The organism is Streptomyces sp. NPDC046915, assembly GCF_040644935.1.
GTDB lineage: Bacteria > Actinomycetota > Actinomycetes > Streptomycetales > Streptomycetaceae > Streptomyces.
The window spans coordinates 537,924-554,141 of the sequence record NZ_JBEYXB010000004.1 but is presented as its reverse complement, the minus strand read 5'-3'; the positions used below and the strand labels follow the sequence as shown (position 1 = coordinate 554,141).

Sequence of the window (16,218 nt, the reverse complement as noted above, 5' to 3'; positions counted from 1 at the left end):
GGCATGTCCGAAAGCAAGGCGGTACGCACCATAGGCGTGATCGGCGGCGGCAGCGCCGGATATCTGGCGGCGCTGACCCTGCGCGCCCATCTCCCGGACACCGAGATCAGCCTGCTGGAATCCTCCAGCATTCCGGTCATCGGCGTCGGCGAGGCCACCACCTCCGAATTCCCGCCCTTCCTCTACAAGGTGCTGGGCTTTGACATCGAGGACTTCTACCGGAAGGTGCGCCCGACCTATAAGCTCGGTATCCGTTTCAACTGGGGCGGCACGGACGAGGACCACTTCTTCAACTACTCGTTCGACACCGGCACGGCCGCCGAGTCCCAGGAGTACGACGGGCACATCCGGCGCAGCACGCTCGAGTCCGTGCTCATGACGGAACACCGCCACCTCGTCGTCCGCTCCGGCAGCCGGCCCCCGTTCTCCCTCGAGGCGCTGTACCCGTTCGGCTACCACATCGACAACAAGCGGTTCCTCGCCTATCTACACGAGACGGCGCGCGCCCGGGACATCACCCATGTCGACTGCACCGTGGCCGAGGTCGAGCAGGGTGACGACGGTCTGGTCACCTCGGTCGTGGACACGGAGGGACGGCGGCACCGGTTCGACTTCTTCATCGACTGCACCGGCTTCAAGTCGCTGCTCCTGGAGAAGACCATGGGCTCCGAGTTCCTGTCGTACGGCTCGACGCTGTTCACCGACAGCGCGCTGTTCGGCACGGCCGGGCACGACGGGACCATCAAGCCCTACACCCGGGCGCAGACCATGGACAACGGCTGGGCCTGGACCATCCCCATGCGGGACGAGGACCACCACGGTTACGTGTACTCCTCGGCCTTCGTCTCGGACGAGGACGCCGAGGCGGAGTTCCGGCGGGTGTACCCGGGTCTCGGACCGGTGCGCAAGGTGCGTTTCCGCTCCGGCCGGCACGACGAGTTCGTCAAGGGCAACGTGGCGGCGATCGGGAACTCCTACGGGTTCGTCGAGCCTCTGGAATCCACCGGCCTGTTCGTCATCTGCCGTCAGTCACTGCTGCTCGCCATGGCCCTGGCCGAGAGCGGGGGAAGGCTGACGCCGAAGACGACCGAAGCGGTGAACGGAGCCATCTCCGACACCTGGGACTTCATCCGGTGGTTCCTCTCCGTCCACTACCGCTTCAACACACGCCGGGACACCGAATTCTGGCGGGCCTGCCGCAGGGACACCGACATCTCCGGGGTGGAGAAACTCGTGGCCCGTTTCGGTGAACTGGGCGCGCTCACCTATTCCACCTCCGATCTGAGCGTCGGCGGCACCGTCAACTTCGGCGCCTTCGGACACGACGTACTGCTCTTCGGCCAGCAGGTGCCGCACCAGCGGACGGGTGCCCGGGAATCCCGGGAGGTGTACGAGCGGCGCGCCGCCGGTTACGACCAGCTGGCCGAGGACGCGCTGAGCCAGGCCGATGCCCTGCGTTTCCTCGAGGAGCACCCCGAGATCCTGCGCGAGCCCGTCGTCAACGAATCCTCCTGGATGGCCAAGTTCATGGGCTCCGTGATCGACATCTGCGAGGAAGCCCTGCGCACGGGCCATTCCAAGGACACCACCATGGCGGAAAGGAACCAGCAGTCATGACCCTCCCCCAGGAAGCCGTACCGGCCGGCCGCCTGCTGCACGAGCTGGTGGCGGAGCGGGCCACGGCGGCTCCCGGCGCCATCGCCGTGGAAGCAGGCGACGACCGCGTCACCTATGCCGAACTCGACTCTCGCGCCGACCAGTTGGCCTGGGTGCTGCGGGACCGGGGCGTCGGTCCCGAGTCGGTGGTCGGCGTCTGTCTCCAGCGTGGTGTGGAACTCGTCGTGTCCCACCTGGCCGTGCTCAAGGCCGGCGGCGCGTACCTGGCCCTGGACCCCGCCGACCCCGGTGAGCGCCTGGCCTACACGATCGAGAACGCCGGCGCGGCGGTGGTCCTCTCCGAGTCCGGCGTCGTCCCGGACTGGCCGGAGACCGCGGCGAGCCGCGTGCTGGACGTGCAGGCGGCCGAGAAGGAGGGTGCCGCCCTGGAGCGGCAGGGTCCGCCGCCGGCCGAACTGAGCGGCGAGCACTGCGCGTACGTGATCTACACCTCGGGCTCCACGGGCCGGCCGAAGGGCGTGCTCGTGCCCCACCAGGGCATCGTCAACCTGGCGCGGTGGCACGTCCGCACCCACCGGATCACCGGCGACGACCGGTGCGCCCTGCTCGCCCGGGTCGCCTTCGACGCCATCTGCTGGGAGACGTGGAGCGCACTGGCCGGTGGCGCGACCCTGGTCGCCGCGCCGGAGACGGTCAAGCAGGACCCGGACTCGACCCTCGCCTGGCTCGCCGAGCAGGCCGTCACCGTGGCGTTCCTCCCGCCGCTGCTCGCGGAACGCCTCTACGACAGCCCGTACACCCAGCAGGTCGAGCTGCGGGTCCTGCTGACGGGATCCGACCGGCTGGCCCAGCACCCGCCGGCCGGACGCTCCTTCGAGGTCCACAACCACTACGGGCCCACCGAGTACAGCGTGATCGGCACCGCCGGCCCGGTGCCCGCGGGCGGCGAGGGCTCCCCGTCCCTGGGTTTGCCGGTCGACGGCACCGAGGTCCGCATCCTCGACGCGTCGGGCGTCCCCGTGCGGGCCGGCGCCACCGGCGAGATCCACCTCAGCGGTGTCGGACTGGCCCGCGGCTATCTGAACCGGGCCGCGCTGACCGCGGAGAAGTTCCTGCCGGACCCCTTCGCCACCGTGCCCGGCGCCCGCATGTACGCGACCGGCGACCTGGGGCACTGGAACGCCGACGGGACACTGGCCTTCGAGGGACGCGCCGACCGGCAGGTGAAGATCCGCGGCTTCCGTGTGGAGTGCGGCGAGATCGAGACACGCCTGCTCGCGCATCCGTTCGTCCGCGAGGCGGCCGTCGTGGCCGGTGAGGACTCCAGCGGTACCGCGCGTCTCGTCGCCTACGTCGTCTCCGCGCCCGGTCACGAGCCCACCGAGGCGGAGCTCCGCGAGCACCTCGGCGCCACGCTGCCCGACTGGATGATCCCCGCCGTCTACCACCCGCTGACCAGCCTGCCGAAGAACGCCAACGGCAAGGTCGACCATGCCCAGCTCCCCGACCCGCACACCGAACGGCCGGACACGGGAGAGGCCTTCGTCGGCCCGCGCAACGCCACCGAGGAGAAGATCGCCCGGATCTGGGGCGAGGTGCTCAACCTCGACACGGTCGGTGTGTACGACAACTTCTTCGACCTGGGCGGGCACTCGCTGCTGGCCACCGAGATCGTCGAGCAGATCGCCACCGAGCTCGACGTCGATCTCGACGTGCGGGCCATCTTCGACTACCCGACGATCGCCGAACTCTCCACGAGCCTCACCTGAGGGAGCACCATGACCGTGATCATCGATGTGGACAGCCACTTCCAGGAGCCCCCGGACTGGCTGGTGGAGGCCGACGCGCAGCTGGCGTCGCGCATCGAACCACGTTGGTATTTCCGGACGTCGACGCAGGACCTCTTCGGGTTCTTCTCGGACGCTGCGCCCGCCGACCGGCTCGCCGTGGACGCGGAACGGCTCACCGCGTCCATCCAGCAGTCGCAGGGTTTCTTCGCCGGCTTCCCGACCCTCCAGGAGGCGGCCGCGGCGGCCAACGAGAGCCGGTTCCGCGGCATGGCGTATCCCTTCGGCGGCTATCTGGCCTCCGAACGGCTGGCCTGGCTGGACAAGAACGAGATCGACGCGCAGATCATCAATCCGGCTTCCGCGCTGGTCACCGTCGACCGGGTCAGGGAGTACCTCGAGCCCGAGGACGTACCGCGGGTCATCCGCGCCTACAACGACTGGGCCGCGGGCTGCGTCCAGGGGCACACCGACCGGCTGCTCACCACCACGCTGCTGTGGTGGGAGAACGTGGAGTGGTGCGTGGCCGAGCTGCGCCGCACCCGGGAGCTGGGGGCCCGCGCCTTCCTGATACCGGGCCGGCCGCCCGCCGGGAAGTCGGTCGCCCACTCCGACTTCGAGCCGATCTGGGCGGCCGCCGACGAGCTCGGCATGCTCGGCGTGCTGCACTTCGGCTTCCTGGGCGGCCCCCAGGTGGCGCCCGGCTGGTACCAGACGGGCCGTCAGGAGCTGAAGGACGTCGGCTATGTGCTGGCGTCCGTCTCGGCCGCGACCCCGCAGATGGTGTCGGCCGCACTGATCGCCGCGGGTGTCTTCGAGCGCCACCCCAACTTCCATCTGACGCTCCAGGAGTACCAGGCCACCGGCTGGGCGCCGAACTGGGTGGGGGCGCTGGACTACCTGCTGACCCTGCCGGTCCTGCGCAACATCACCGGCCGCTGGTCCCTTCCGCTGAAACCGAGCGAGTACTTCAGGCGCCAGGTCCTGGTGGTGGCGCAGCCCGGCGACCGGATCCAGCGGGCCATCGAGGAACTCGACGACTGCGTGGTCTTCTCGTCCGACTTCCCGCACCCGGAGGGCTCCTCGACGCCCACGTCGGACTTCCGCAAGCTCCTCGAACAGGAGCCGGTGGACAAGGCCAAGGAGGCCAGGTTCTTCGGCGGAAGGATGCACGACATCCTGTCGGGGACGGCATGAGGTTCCGGTTCGGGATCCAGTTCGTCGGGGCGAGAACGCGGGACGAGTGGGTGGAGGGCGCCCGGCGGGCGGAAGCGCTCGGCTTCTCCTCCTTCGTGCTGCCCGACCACTTCGGTGGCGGGCAGCTCGCCCCCATGCCGGCCCTGATGGCCGCCGCGGACGCGACCTCCACGCTCCGTCTGGGCACCCTCGTGCTGTGCAACGACTTCCGGCACCCGGTGATGCTCGCGCAGGAGGCCGCGACGCTCGACCTGCTCAGCGACGGGCGTCTGGAGCTGGGCATGGGTGCGGGCTGGATGCGCGCGGAGTACGACGCCGTGGACCTGCCCTTCGACCCGGCCGGCACCCGGGTGGAGCGGCTGGAGGAGTCCGTGCAGATCGTGCGGGGCGTGCTGGACGAGGGCAAGGCCGACTTCACGGGCAAGCACTACCGGGTGTCCGGCTTCGAGGGGGCCCCGGAACCCGCCCAGGAGAAGGTGCCGATCCTGGTGGGCGGCGGCTCGCCGCGCATCCTGCGGCTGGCGGGCCGGCATGCCGACATCGTCGGCGTGCACCACGACCTGCGCGCCGGGGAGGCCCGGGTGCACGACATCACCCCGGAGGGGACGGAACGGAAGCTCGCGTGGGTACGCGAAGGCGCCGGCGACCGGTTCCCGGAGATCGAACTCCAGGTCGGCGTCGGCATCTTCTGGGTCACCCCCCGCCCGCACACCGTCCTCGACGGCCTGAGCCGGCGACTGGGGATGCCGCCCGAGACCCTGGCCACGCTGCCCAATGTGCTGGTGGGCAGCGTGCCCGAGATGGCGGAGAAGATCCTGGAGCTGCGCGAGCGGTTCGGGATCAGCTACATCGTGATACAGGGCCGCGACATGGAAGCCGCGGCCCCGCTGGTCAGTGCGCTGTCCGGTTGCTGAGCGGAACCGTCACCCGGCCGGGACCTCCCCGGCCGGGTGCGGGCCGCCGTGCCGGCGCTCGTACTCGGCCATCGCCGCGGCCATGCCCGTGTCCCAGGCCCGCCCGGCGTCCCCGGTGCGGTCCTGAAGGCCGATCAGCTCCATGCGGCGCAGCAGGGTCCGCCGCGCGCCGGAGTAGCGGTGCGCGTGCTGCTTGCCGAGGGCCGCCCGCAGCGGCGGGATCGAGGACCCCGGAAGTTTCCGCTCGGGAGCCACCAGCGCCATGGTGACCTGGGGAATCGCCTCCATCATGGTGCTCAGGACCGCGCTGCCGTGGCCCGTGCGCACACCTTCCCGTGCCGCGTACATCCCGAAGGCCATGTGCCGGGACTCGTCCCGGATCACGTTGCGCAGACCCGTGTTGAGCACCGGGAGGCTGCCGCGCAGTTGCCGGACCATGGAGAGCATGGCGCCGAGGACGGACATCGCGAGCACGCCCTCCGCCATGAGGTGGTAGTACGTCACCGCCTCGTACCAGGCCCGGGTGTCCTCGGGGTGGAAGCGCACATGGTCGGTACGGGCCTTCAGCTCGTCGTCGAAGATCGTCGAGACCGCCTCGCCGGCCGAGGCCCGGGCGTCCGCGATGACCTTCTCGTGGGCGGGCGCGGACGTCCTCATCTCTTGGAGGTACGTGGCGAAGAACCGTGTGTGCCGCGCCTCGTCGGCTATCTGGGTGCACAGGTACTGCTGCGCGTCCAGGCTGGGGGCGGCGTCGGCGAGCGGTGAGAGGGTGTTGCTGACGGCGGCCTCGCCCAGGACGAATCCCTCGATCATCGACTCGAGTTCGCGGCGGCCGTAGGGGCGCATGGCGGCCCAGTCGGCGGCGTCCGAGGCGATGGGGAGTTCCGTCAGCCGCCACTGCCCGTGCTCCCACTTGCGGAAGAGCTCGGCCGGCGAGATGACACGTTCCTCGTCCGCCTCCATCTCCGTCAGCACCACTGCGTCGGTGGTCACGACTCCTCCTTGGCGGAGTCGTGCACCACGACTCCATCGATGGTTCCGGTCATCAGCTGTTCGAACATGGCCCGTCGCTTGGGCTTTCCGCTGGAGGTGCGGCGGACGGCGCCGCGATTGACCGCGGCGACGACGACGCGCAGTCCGCGTGCCTGCCGGCCGAGTTCGTGGAAGACCTCGGCGCTCCACTCCCCGGGCTGCTTCACCACCAGGGCGGCGACGGTGTCCTGCCCTTCGAGGGTGCCGAGCACGACCGCGTAGCGTGCCTGCCGCAGGGCCTCGGCCTTGCCGAGCGCGTTCTCGAGGTCCTCGGCGAACAGCTGGACGCCCCGTACCTTCAGGCTGTCCCCGAGCCGGCCCAGCACGTACAGCCGTCGCTGCCAGAAGAACCCGGCGTCCCCGGTGACGAATTCGCCGGGCCACGGCTCGTGTCCGCGGTAGCCGTCCGCGAGCGAGCTGCCGCCGACCACGATCTCGCCGAGCACGCCCTCCGGCACGGGGTCACCCGCCTCGTCCCGGACGTCGACGGTGACGCCGGGCAGCACGCTGCCGCTGGCGGCCAGTTCGAGTGGTTCGTCGACCGGGACCTCGCCGGAGTCGACCACCACCTTCTCGCCCAGCCGCAGGCGGCCGCGGTCCACCCGTACGTGGTCGGTGGGTACGTCGAGGTCCTTGCCGGTCACCGCGAGGGTGGCCTCGGCGAGCCCGTAGGCGGGCACCAGGGCTCCGGTGGGCCAGCCGAACGGGGCCAGTCGTCGGGTGAAGGCGTCCAGCACGCGGCTGTCGATGGGCTCGGCACCGACCACGTTGACCCGCACCCGGGAGAAGTCGCAGCCGGCCAGATCCTCGTCGCGGACCCGGCGCAGCATGTGCTTCAGGGAGAACGGCGGTACGGCGGTGATCTGCACGGCGCCGCTGCCGAGCAGCCGCAGCCACCGGCTCGCACCGGTGATGAACTGGTCGGGCTGCATCACCCACAGGTTGGACTGGGTCACCACGCTCGGCAGCACCATGCCCACGAGGCCCATGTCGTGGTGGATCGGCAGCCAGGTTCCGCAGGCGTTGCCCGAGTGGAAACCCAGCCACCTGACGAGCAGCCCGATCTGCGCCTGAAGCGCCTCCCAGGAGACGACGACGCCCTTGGGCGTGGCGGACGAGCCCGAGGTGAACTGCAGGAGTGCGGTGTGCGGCCGGGCCGCGCGCCGGGCCGGCGGCGCCGGCTCGACGGCCGTGCCGAGCGTCAGGGGGCGGTGGCCGTGCTCGCTCAGCGCCGGCCCGAGCTGCTCGGCCAGTTCCGTCTCCACGACGACCACGCGAGGGGCGGCCAGGCCGAGGATCGCGCCCATGTGGCGGCTGTACGAGGTCCGGTCCTGGAACAGGGTCGGGGGCACCACGGGAGAGGGGGTGGCCCCGGCGGCCAGCGCGCCGAAGAACGCGGTCACGAACCCGGGGCCGTTGCGGTGGATGATCGAGACCACGTCGCCGGGCCGCACACCGGCGGCGGTCAGCTCGGCGGCCGCCGCCCTGGTGCGCTCCGCGAGTTCGGGGTACGGCATGTACTGCCACTCCCCCGCCAGGTCCAGGGTGTTGATGCCGCGGTCCGCACGGGGTGCGTCGAGCCAGTCGAGCAGCCCGGGCACCGTCACGTCGCTTGTCTCCATGGTCAGCTCCCTTGACTCTTGTTCGCTATCTCGGTGACGGCACGCACGATGAGGACGACGTTGGCGAGTGCCAGCAGGAAGAGCAGGCGGGATCCGATCCAGCTGGTCACCGGTCCGCGCCAGCCGCTCACCACCGCCCGCATCCGGCCTTGGGCGAAGGTGGCCAGCAGTGCCGCGACCACCAGCAGGACCAGGGGCGGCAGCAGGCTGACGTGGACCACCGCCGGTGCGGTCACCACGATGGGGATCCACAACTGCCAGGAGGGTGCGTTCCGGAGCAGTTCCGCGTCGAGCGCGCGCTCGGTCCACAGGCTGAGCAGGTAGCCGAAGCCGGCGGACAGCAGGATGAACGTCGGGACGGTCAGCCAGAGCGGCTTGACCGCGTAGTAGTCGACGCCGTCGGGGTGGATGAACAGCACCCCGCCGGCGGTGGCCCCGAAGAGGCAGGTCTTCAGCGGCCGGTGCCCCTTGTTCAGCCACGGGCGCACCAGGATGTACAGGGCCCCGACCTGGAGGCCCATGGCGATACCGGTCTCGAGGAGCCCGAAGGTCTTCAGGCTCCACTCCCCGATGGTGGATTTGGCGTCGGTCGTCTTGCCCATCGAGGAGTCGGGGGACGTGAAGCGCAGGGCGAACATCACCAGGCGTCCGCCGACGCCACCGACCAGGAGTCCCGCCAGTGCCCCGACCGTGGCCCCGACGGAGAGCTTCCACAGGGCCGAGCCCGTGTCACGGTCTTCGGCGGTCCGGACCGCCTCATTCGCCACTGTCATGGTGCCTGGAGCCTCTTTCGTCGATCGACCGTCTGTTGAGGGGCGCGTCCGGGTGGGACACGCCGTGGGAGAGGGCGAGTTCGAACCGCCGCGCGAGTTCCGCGACGGTGTCGGACGGCACGCGGGGGGAATGGCCGATGCCGAGCCGTCTGTGTCCGGGTGACTCGTGCACCGAGACGTGCAGGTCGGCGGTGAAGCCCGCGCCCTCCATGCCGTACGGCATCCGGTGCAGCCGGCCGCCGGCCGGCGCGTCCTGCTCGTGAAAGGTCTGGTACACCACGTCGACCGCCCCTGCGCTGCCGCGTCGCAGCCCGCGCAGTTCGGGCCGGGCGAGCAGCCGGTGGTAGGGGATCCGGGCCAGCTCCAGGGAGCGCAGGGTGGTCTCGCGGGTGGCGCGCAGCACCTCGCGGAAGCTGTCCGCGGCGCCCAGGACCACGGGCACGGTGCTGATGAAGGGGCCCAGGGTGTCCGTGAGCGGCCTGAGCCGCCGGGTGGAGACCTCGATCGCGATCAGCGCCGTGGACTGGCCCGACAGACTCCGCAGGGCGATCGACAGGGCGGACAGGCCGGCCATGAAGGGGCTGGCGCGCTCCTCGGTGAGCAGCGACCGCAGGGCGCCGTCGGAGACCCGGTCCAGGCCGAAGGAGGCGGCGAGTCCGGATCCGGGGGCCCGGGAGCGGGGTGCGACGCCGGGCAGTTCGTTCGGCCGGGCGTCCTTCAGGGCGATGACCGACTCGTCGACGAGGGCGTCCAGTGCGTCGCCGTACGTGTCGTGCTGCCAGGCCGCGTAGTCGAGGTAGCCGACGCGCTCGCCGTACTCGTCGCCCCTGCCGTCGAGTTCCAGCTCGATGCGGCGTTCGATCTCGTCGAGGGTGACCGCGTCGGCGACGGTGTGGTGGACGACGGTCGCGAAAGCGTGCCCGCCGTCGGGCAGGGGTGCCAGGGCGCTCGCGAAGACGGGGCCGTGGTGCGGGTCGAGGGGCCGGCGCACGAACTCGCCGAGCAGCGCCACGGGATCGCCCCCGCCGAGCCGTTCGGTGAGCGGTTCCGCGGTCTCGTCCACCACCTGCACGAACCGCCCGTCCTGGCGCCGGATCCGGGCGCGGAGCAGGGGGCTGCGCGCCACGACGCGTGCGACGGCCGCGCCGATCTCGTCGGCCGAGGTCGCGGGGCCGATCTCGTACAGGCGCGGCATGTTGAAGGTGCCGGTGCGGCGCATCCTCGACAGGAAGAGCATCCATTCCTGTTCGTACGAGGCGGGGGCCCGCGTCCGGCCGGTGGCGTGGCCGAGCAGGTCGCTGGTGCGGGTCACCGACCGGGCACCTCCTCGGTGGCGTGGAACTCCGGCCGGATCTCTATGAGTTCGGGGAACAGCCGCTGGTCCAGCTGGTCCCGCAGATAGTCGGCGGAGCGTCCGCCGGTGCCGGCGGCGGCGCCGATCTGCCGGCGCACCAGGCGCCAGTGGCAGGTCATCCACTCGAAATGCCGGTCGTCCAGGTCGACCAGCAGCTCCGCCGCCTCGCGGACACCGATGTCCGGAGTGTCGTACACCTTCGTCAGGCCGCCCCGTTTGTCCGCCAGGTCCGCGAACTCCTTCCACAGGGACCGGCCCGGGCCGCGGCAGGCGTGGACGAACTCGACGTACTGTCGCGACTGCACGGCCGAGGCCGTGCCGAGAGCCGGACGGAAGGCCGCGAACTCGGTGGGCAGCATTCCGCAGAGCATGTTGAGCGCGCCGGAGAGCTGGCCCAGCACGTCCGTCGCGGTGCGCAGCCGGCGTGCCGCCTCGGCGGTGTCCTCGTCCGCGAACAGGCGTCCTGCCGCGCGGGTCTCCCTGAGGAGGGCCGCCAGCCACAGTTCGGACACCTGGTGGACGGCGACGAACATGTCCTCGGCGGGGTGTTCGGTGCGGGGCGAGTGGAGTGCGAGCAGCTCTCCGACCCGGATGTACTCCTCATAGGGGCTGGGGGGTGTGCTCACCACTGTCACCGGTCTCCTTCTGGTCCGCTGCTGGGGTTGCTTCGGTCGCGTAGGCGTCGGCCTGCGCCCGGTAGAGCTCGGCGTAGCGGCCGCCGGCCGCCATCAGCTCCGGGTGGGAGCCCGACTCGACGATCCGGCCCCGGTCCATGACCACGATGCGGTCGGCGAAGCGCACCGAGCCGAGGCGGTGGGTGATGACCACGACGACTCCCCGGCCGTCCGCGGTGACGCTGCGGGCGGCCTCGGCGTAGTGCCGGAAGAGCCGGTACTCGGTCTCGGCGTCGAGTGAGGCGGTGGGTTCGTCGAGGACGAGCAGGTGTGGTGTCCGCCGCATCATCGAGCGGGCCACCGCGAGTTTCTGCCACTGCCCCGTCGACAGCTCGGTACCGTCCGGGTGGGAGCGCCCCAACGGGGTCCGCAGTCCGGCGGGCAGCGCCTGTTCGAGGCCCTGTCCGTCGGCCCGGGCCAGGGCGCCGCGTACGGCGTCGGCGTCGTCGAGGCGGGGCAGGTCGCCGAGGCCCACGGTCTGGCCCGCCTCGGTCTCGAACCGTACGAAGTCCTGGTAGGCGGCCGACACGCCGTCGCGCCAGGCGTCGGGATCCAGTTCGGCGAGGTCCACGCCGTGCCAGGTGATCGAGCCGCCCGTCGGCGCGTACAGGCGGCACAGGAGTTTGGCCAGGGTGGTCTTGCCCGCCCCGTTCTCCCCGACGACGGCGATCGTCCGGCCGCCCGGCACGTCCAGGTCGATGCCCCTGAGGGCCGGGGAAACGGCACCGCGGTAGGTGAAGGTGACGTCCCGCAGGGCCAGTCCGCCGCCGGATTCCCCGGGTGCCCGCCCGCCTTTGGAGGAGGACGAGGCGAGCTCCGCGATCCGCAGATAACGGTCGGCGGTCGCCCGGGCCCGCACGAGCTGGGTCACCGCGTCGGTGGCCATGGTCACCTGCCCGGTCACCTGCGCGGCCAGCGTCGCGGTGAGCAGGACCTCCCCGATGCCCGCGTGTCCCGCCACGGCGGCGAGAACCGCGACGGACACGGCCGCGACGTAGGCGGCGGCGAAGAGCACCGTGGCGTCGGCCTGGGCGCGGAAGGAGCGGTGGGCGCCGCGTTCGCGCTCGTCCTGGGCCGCGTCGGAGAGCCGGCGGTGCCGCGCGAGCATCGGCTCCTGCGCGCCGAGCACGGACAGTTCCTGCGCGTGCCCGGCGTCGCACAGCACGGAGTACAGCTCACGCGCCAGGTTGTCCTCGGGCGTGGCCCGTTCCAGGGACGCCTGCCGCCAGCGGTCCCCGCGGCGGCCGGCCCGGACCGGGACGAGGCCTAGGACGGGAAGCAGCAGCAGGGCGGGGTGCACGTCGGCCAGGACGAACACGGCGAAGAGCAGCTGGCCCAGCGCCCCCATCAGGGTCAGCAGGAAGATGACCACCTGGGCGAGCCGGTTGACGTCCCGCTCGACGAGCGCGAGTTCCTCCGCGATCTCGGGGTCCTCGTGGTGCGCGACGCTCCACGGGGCCATGCTCATCGCGGCGATGTCCATCTCCACCGCGTGCCTGACGCGTTCCTCCAGGACGGTGCGCAGCCCGAACGTGTACCACAGCAGGGCCAGCCAGCTCGCGACGGCGCCCGCGAGCGCCATGCCCCAGGCGAGCGCCGCGTCGGCGTCGCCGGCCACCACGGTGTCGGTGAGCCGTCCGATCAGCAGGGCCACGAGTACGGGGTGGGCCGATATGGCCAGCGTCATGACCACCGCGCCCACGGTCCGTACCGGGTCGGTGCGCAGCGCGAGGCGTGCCATGGCGACGGTGCCGCGCCGGTTGTCCGGGGTCATCGCACTCCTCCCTGCTCGGTGAACGGTGCGGCCTGGGCGAGGAACATCCGCCGGTACAGCCCGTCCTCGCGCATCAGTTCGTCGTGCGAGCCGGACGCGACGATCCGCCCCCGTTCCAGTACGACGATCCGGTCGACCCGGCGGACGGTGTTGAAGCGGTGCGAGACGACGATCCGGATCATTCCTTCGGTCTCGTCGAGCAGCCGGTCGAAGAACTCGGTCTCGGCGGAGGGGTCGATGCTGGCGGTCGGTTCGTCGACCATCAGCACCCGGGCCCCCTGGTGGAGGGTGAAGAACGCGCGGGCGAGGGCGAGGCGCTGCCACTCACCTCCGGAGAAGTCGACCCCGCCGGGCAGGCGGGCGCCGAGGACGGTGTCGGCGCCGTGCGGCAGCCTCTCCACCCGTTCGCCGAGCCCGACCCGTTCGAGGCAGGCGAGGACGGTCTTGCGTGTCTGTTCGTCGTCACGGTCCGCCCGCAGCACGTGCACGTTCTCGGCGACGGTGAGCGGAAGCCTGGCGAAGTCCTGGAAGACCATGGCGAGTTGCCGTCGCCAGTCGGCGCGGCCCAGTTCCCGCAGGGGGATGCCGTCGGCCGTGATGCGGCCCGAGGTCGCCTCCAGCAGTCCCGCGAGCAGCTTGAGCAGCGTGGTCTTCCCGGCGCCGTTCTCGCCCACCAGGGCCACGGATTCGCCGGCCCCGACGCTGAACGACACGCCGTCGAGTACGGTCCGCTTCTCGTCGTAGGCGAAGGTGACGTCGGTGACCTCCAGACGGTGGGCGGGCAGGCCGGCCGCTGTGCGTACGGCCGGGTCCGGTGCGCCGCGGTGCGCGGCCTTGCGCTCCTCCAGCCGGCGTACGGCGGCCACGGGGGCCAGCGCGACGTCCAGTCCGAACGCGGCCGTGCCGCCGGAGACCGCTGACGCGCCGATGAGCGCCTGCAGGAAGACGGCGAACGCGCCGGTGTCCAGGGCACCGTGGACGCCGTCGTCGACGAGCTTCCAGAAGACCAGGCCGTACACCGCGACCAGCGCACAGCTGAGCAGCACGATCTTGGCGTCGCTGGGGCGGCGCCGCTCCCAGGTGGGCCGGATCGCGGTCAGCCATTCCCGGTCCAGCCGGGCCAGCACCCACTCGCGCAGCCCGAAGACCCTGATCTCCTTGGCCGCGGCGGCCTGCACGGCGAGTTTGCGGAAGTACTCGGCCCGGCGCATGACGTGGGCCTGCCCGAAGAGGAGTTCCAGCCGTTTGCCGTTCTCGCGGCCGGCGACGAGCCGTACGGCGAACCAGGCCGCCGCGACCGCGGCCCCGGCCCAGACGTGGAAGAACATCAGCAGCAGCAGCGGGCCGAGGGCGCCGACCAGGGCGGCGGTGACCTCGGCGAGACCCGCCACGGCCCGCTCCAGGGGCAGTCCGCCGGCGGCGCCGGAGAGGATCGCCAGGTCGTCGCGTGTCCCGTCGTCCTGGAGGTGGTCGAGGCCGTCGTCGATCGAGCAGGCCCGCATGGCCCGTTCCCGCAGGGTGATCTCGATCCGCTGGCCGAGGATCTCGCCGACCGTGAAGCGGATCCGGCCGGCCACCTGGGTGACGAGGAAGACCACACCGGCGGCGGCGAGGGGACCAGCGACCCGGCCGGCCCCGTCGTCGACGCCGAGCCGCGTCGCCTCCGGCAGCCGGCCGACCGTGACGCCGACGAGCAGCATGAAGACGGCGGGTCCCACTCCGCCGACCAGGATGGTCGCGAACAGCAGGGCCGTGTTCCCCCGTCCCGACCGCCACGCCAGCCCGATGAGATCCCGTCGGTTGCGCCGATGGGTGCGGTTCACGTGACGTCCTGCTCCCCGGCCTGGGCGTGCTGCTCACTCAGGTGGGCGATGGACTTGCGCAGTTGTTCCTCCTCGAACGTCGTCCCCGTGCGCTCGGCCAGGCCGGTGACGAGGAGTTCGACGTCGGCCACGCTGTGGATGTCGGCGGTCTCCTCCCCGGGCAGCGGCGGGAGCCGGAAGATCTCCTCCAGGGCGAAGGCCAGCTCCGCGAGGGCCAGGGAGTCGTAGCCCAGGTCCTCCGACAACAGCTGCTTCGAGGTCGTGGTCTCCGGGCGGTCGGGGGCCAGCCGGAGCACGACCTCGCGGACGCATTCACGCAGGGCGTCGGTACCGATGGCGGGCATCATGCTCCTTGCGGGGTCGTGGCCACCGCGGGAACGGACCCGGACGGTGAGCGCAGGAAGGCGAGCAGGCGTGCGGCCTCCTCGCGGTTGAGGTCGGCGAGTGAGGTCCGGCCGAACTTGTTGAACAGCACCTTCTCGAGCAGCGGCTTCGGGTAGCCCTTGCCGGCGACGGCCTTGTCCAGCGAGGCCAGTTGCGCCGGGGTGGCGGACGGTTCGGGGGTGGTGATGGCCTCCAGCGACGTACGCACGCCCGGCCGGTAGAGGAAGTTGTTGTTGAGCCGCATCTGGTCGTAGTAGTCGGTCTCGTCGTCGAGCGGGAACAGGAACAGGGGCAGCTCGGGGGTCAGGCCCTGCCTCTGGTGGATGTCGCGGAACACCTGGCGCATCGCCCGGTACTTGTCGTGACGGGAGTCGTGGTCCCGGTTGAACGCCTCGACGACCTCGTCGAGGACCTCCAGCTGCGCCGCGTCCGGCCCGGCGCCCGGGGCGATGCCGGCGAAGGGTTCGGCCACGGCCTGGAGGTACTGGTCGGCGAGGAAGTTCTCCACGGACAGGAACTTGCTGTAGGGGTTGCGGCCGAAGCGCACGTTGAAGGACGCACCGAGGTCCAGGTAGTCCAGGTAGTGCCAGAGCAGCGGCGGGATGTAGATGGCGTCGGTCGGGTGGATGACCGCGTAGGCGCCCCCCGCGAGCTCGATGAACTCCCGGCGCTCCTCGGGGGCCATGACCTGGAGGGAGACGGAGCCGAAGTTCCCGAAGGGGTGCAGCCAGGGGGACGAGGAGGGCGGGAAGAGGGCCACGCCCTTGCTGCCGAAGACCTGGGCGAGCAGGACGTGCCGCTGGTCCATGTCGAAGTGCAGGTGGGCCCAGTTCTGCGGGCCGGCGATGAAGGAGTGCAGGTAGAGGCTGTGGTGCGGGGTCGTGGGACGGCAGAAGTCGGGCAGGGTGAAGCTCTGCAGCAGATCGGTGGGCAGATCCCACTCCGTCACCACCTTGCGGCTCTTCTCCTGGGCGCCGTAGTCGTCCAGGTATTCGGCGAGGGTGCCGAGAACCGGGTCCGGGGCCTTCTGCCGCGTCTCGACGAACTCCTTGCGGGTGTAGTCGATCTGGCGGGTGTACTCGTCCTGCACGAGGACCGGCATGGAGCCCAGCAGCCGGCGTGCCCCGTCGGGCGTCGCCGCCTCGGCGATCGGCTGGTCGGCGTAGATACCGCGGATCACGACGGGCTTGCGCGGCAGCACGAAGCGTTCCCAGAAGCCGTCGGTGTCCGCGGCGGATATCTCGGCGATCTCGAATTTCGGCATTGG

At 71.1% G+C, this 16,218-nt stretch carries 13 protein-coding genes; 4 read left to right on the top strand and 9 right to left on the bottom strand.

What is annotated here, in order from left to right; genetic code table 11:
- The first annotated feature begins 3 nt into the window (after positions 1–3).
- Genes ABZ915_RS13685 through ABZ915_RS13670 form a run of 4 tightly spaced genes read left to right on the top strand, consistent with a single transcriptional unit; the run spans position 4 to position 5,515 of the window.
- A complete protein-coding gene (locus ABZ915_RS13685; RefSeq protein WP_361800792.1) occupies positions 4–1,617 on the top strand; it encodes a tryptophan halogenase family protein in 1,614 nt (537 codons plus the stop codon).
- Complete coding sequence (locus ABZ915_RS13680; protein WP_361800789.1) at positions 1,614–3,386, top strand: amino acid adenylation domain-containing protein; 1,773 nt, start codon at positions 1,614–1,616, stop codon at positions 3,384–3,386. The genes ABZ915_RS13685 and ABZ915_RS13680 overlap by 4 nt, the downstream gene beginning before the upstream one ends.
- Before the next feature lie 9 nt (positions 3,387–3,395).
- Positions 3,396–4,601, top strand: a complete 1,206-nt coding sequence (locus ABZ915_RS13675; RefSeq protein WP_361800786.1) for an amidohydrolase family protein — start codon at positions 3,396–3,398, stop codon at positions 4,599–4,601.
- Positions 4,598–5,515 (top strand): TIGR03621 family F420-dependent LLM class oxidoreductase, encoded by a 918-nt coding sequence (locus tag ABZ915_RS13670; protein WP_361800783.1) that lies wholly within the window; start codon positions 4,598–4,600, stop codon positions 5,513–5,515. Before ABZ915_RS13675 ends, ABZ915_RS13670 begins: the two co-directional genes overlap by 4 nt.
- Positions 5,516–5,524: 9 nt before the next feature.
- Here ABZ915_RS13670 and ABZ915_RS13665 read toward each other — a convergent pair whose 3' ends face one another.
- Genes ABZ915_RS13665 through ABZ915_RS13625 form a run of 9 tightly spaced genes read right to left on the bottom strand, consistent with a single transcriptional unit; the run spans position 5,525 to position 16,215 of the window.
- Positions 5,525–6,508 (bottom strand): ribonucleotide-diphosphate reductase subunit beta, encoded by a 984-nt coding sequence (locus ABZ915_RS13665; RefSeq protein ID WP_361800780.1) that lies wholly within the window; start codon positions 6,506–6,508, stop codon positions 5,525–5,527.
- On the bottom strand, positions 6,505–8,169 hold the full coding sequence (locus ABZ915_RS13660; RefSeq protein ID WP_361800777.1) for an AMP-binding protein: 1,665 nt from the start codon (positions 8,167–8,169) through the stop codon (positions 6,505–6,507). Before ABZ915_RS13660 ends, ABZ915_RS13665 begins: the two co-directional genes overlap by 4 nt.
- A gap of 2 nt (positions 8,170–8,171) precedes the next feature.
- Entirely contained in the window at positions 8,172–8,942 is a 771-nt protein-coding gene (locus tag ABZ915_RS13655; protein WP_361800774.1) for a hypothetical protein, read from the bottom strand.
- Positions 8,926–10,254, bottom strand: coding sequence for a condensation domain-containing protein (locus tag ABZ915_RS13650; RefSeq protein WP_361800771.1), 1,329 nt, complete (start codon positions 10,252–10,254; stop codon positions 8,926–8,928). The genes ABZ915_RS13655 and ABZ915_RS13650 overlap by 17 nt, the downstream gene beginning before the upstream one ends.
- Entirely contained in the window at positions 10,251–10,922 is a 672-nt protein-coding gene (locus ABZ915_RS13645) for a tryptophan 2,3-dioxygenase family protein (RefSeq protein WP_361800768.1), read from the bottom strand. The genes ABZ915_RS13650 and ABZ915_RS13645 overlap by 4 nt, the downstream gene beginning before the upstream one ends.
- On the bottom strand, positions 10,897–12,744 hold the full coding sequence (locus tag ABZ915_RS13640) for an ABC transporter ATP-binding protein (protein WP_361800765.1): 1,848 nt from the start codon (positions 12,742–12,744) through the stop codon (positions 10,897–10,899). The genes ABZ915_RS13645 and ABZ915_RS13640 overlap by 26 nt, the downstream gene beginning before the upstream one ends.
- Complete coding sequence (locus tag ABZ915_RS13635) at positions 12,741–14,567, bottom strand: ABC transporter ATP-binding protein (RefSeq protein ID WP_361800762.1); 1,827 nt, start codon at positions 14,565–14,567, stop codon at positions 12,741–12,743. Before ABZ915_RS13635 ends, ABZ915_RS13640 begins: the two co-directional genes overlap by 4 nt.
- Positions 14,564–14,914, bottom strand: coding sequence for a hypothetical protein (locus tag ABZ915_RS13630; protein WP_361800759.1), 351 nt, complete (start codon positions 14,912–14,914; stop codon positions 14,564–14,566). The genes ABZ915_RS13635 and ABZ915_RS13630 overlap by 4 nt, the downstream gene beginning before the upstream one ends.
- On the bottom strand, positions 14,911–16,215 hold the full coding sequence (locus ABZ915_RS13625; RefSeq protein WP_361800756.1) for a cupin-like domain-containing protein: 1,305 nt from the start codon (positions 16,213–16,215) through the stop codon (positions 14,911–14,913). Before ABZ915_RS13625 ends, ABZ915_RS13630 begins: the two co-directional genes overlap by 4 nt.
- Positions 16,216–16,218 lie beyond the last annotated feature (3 nt).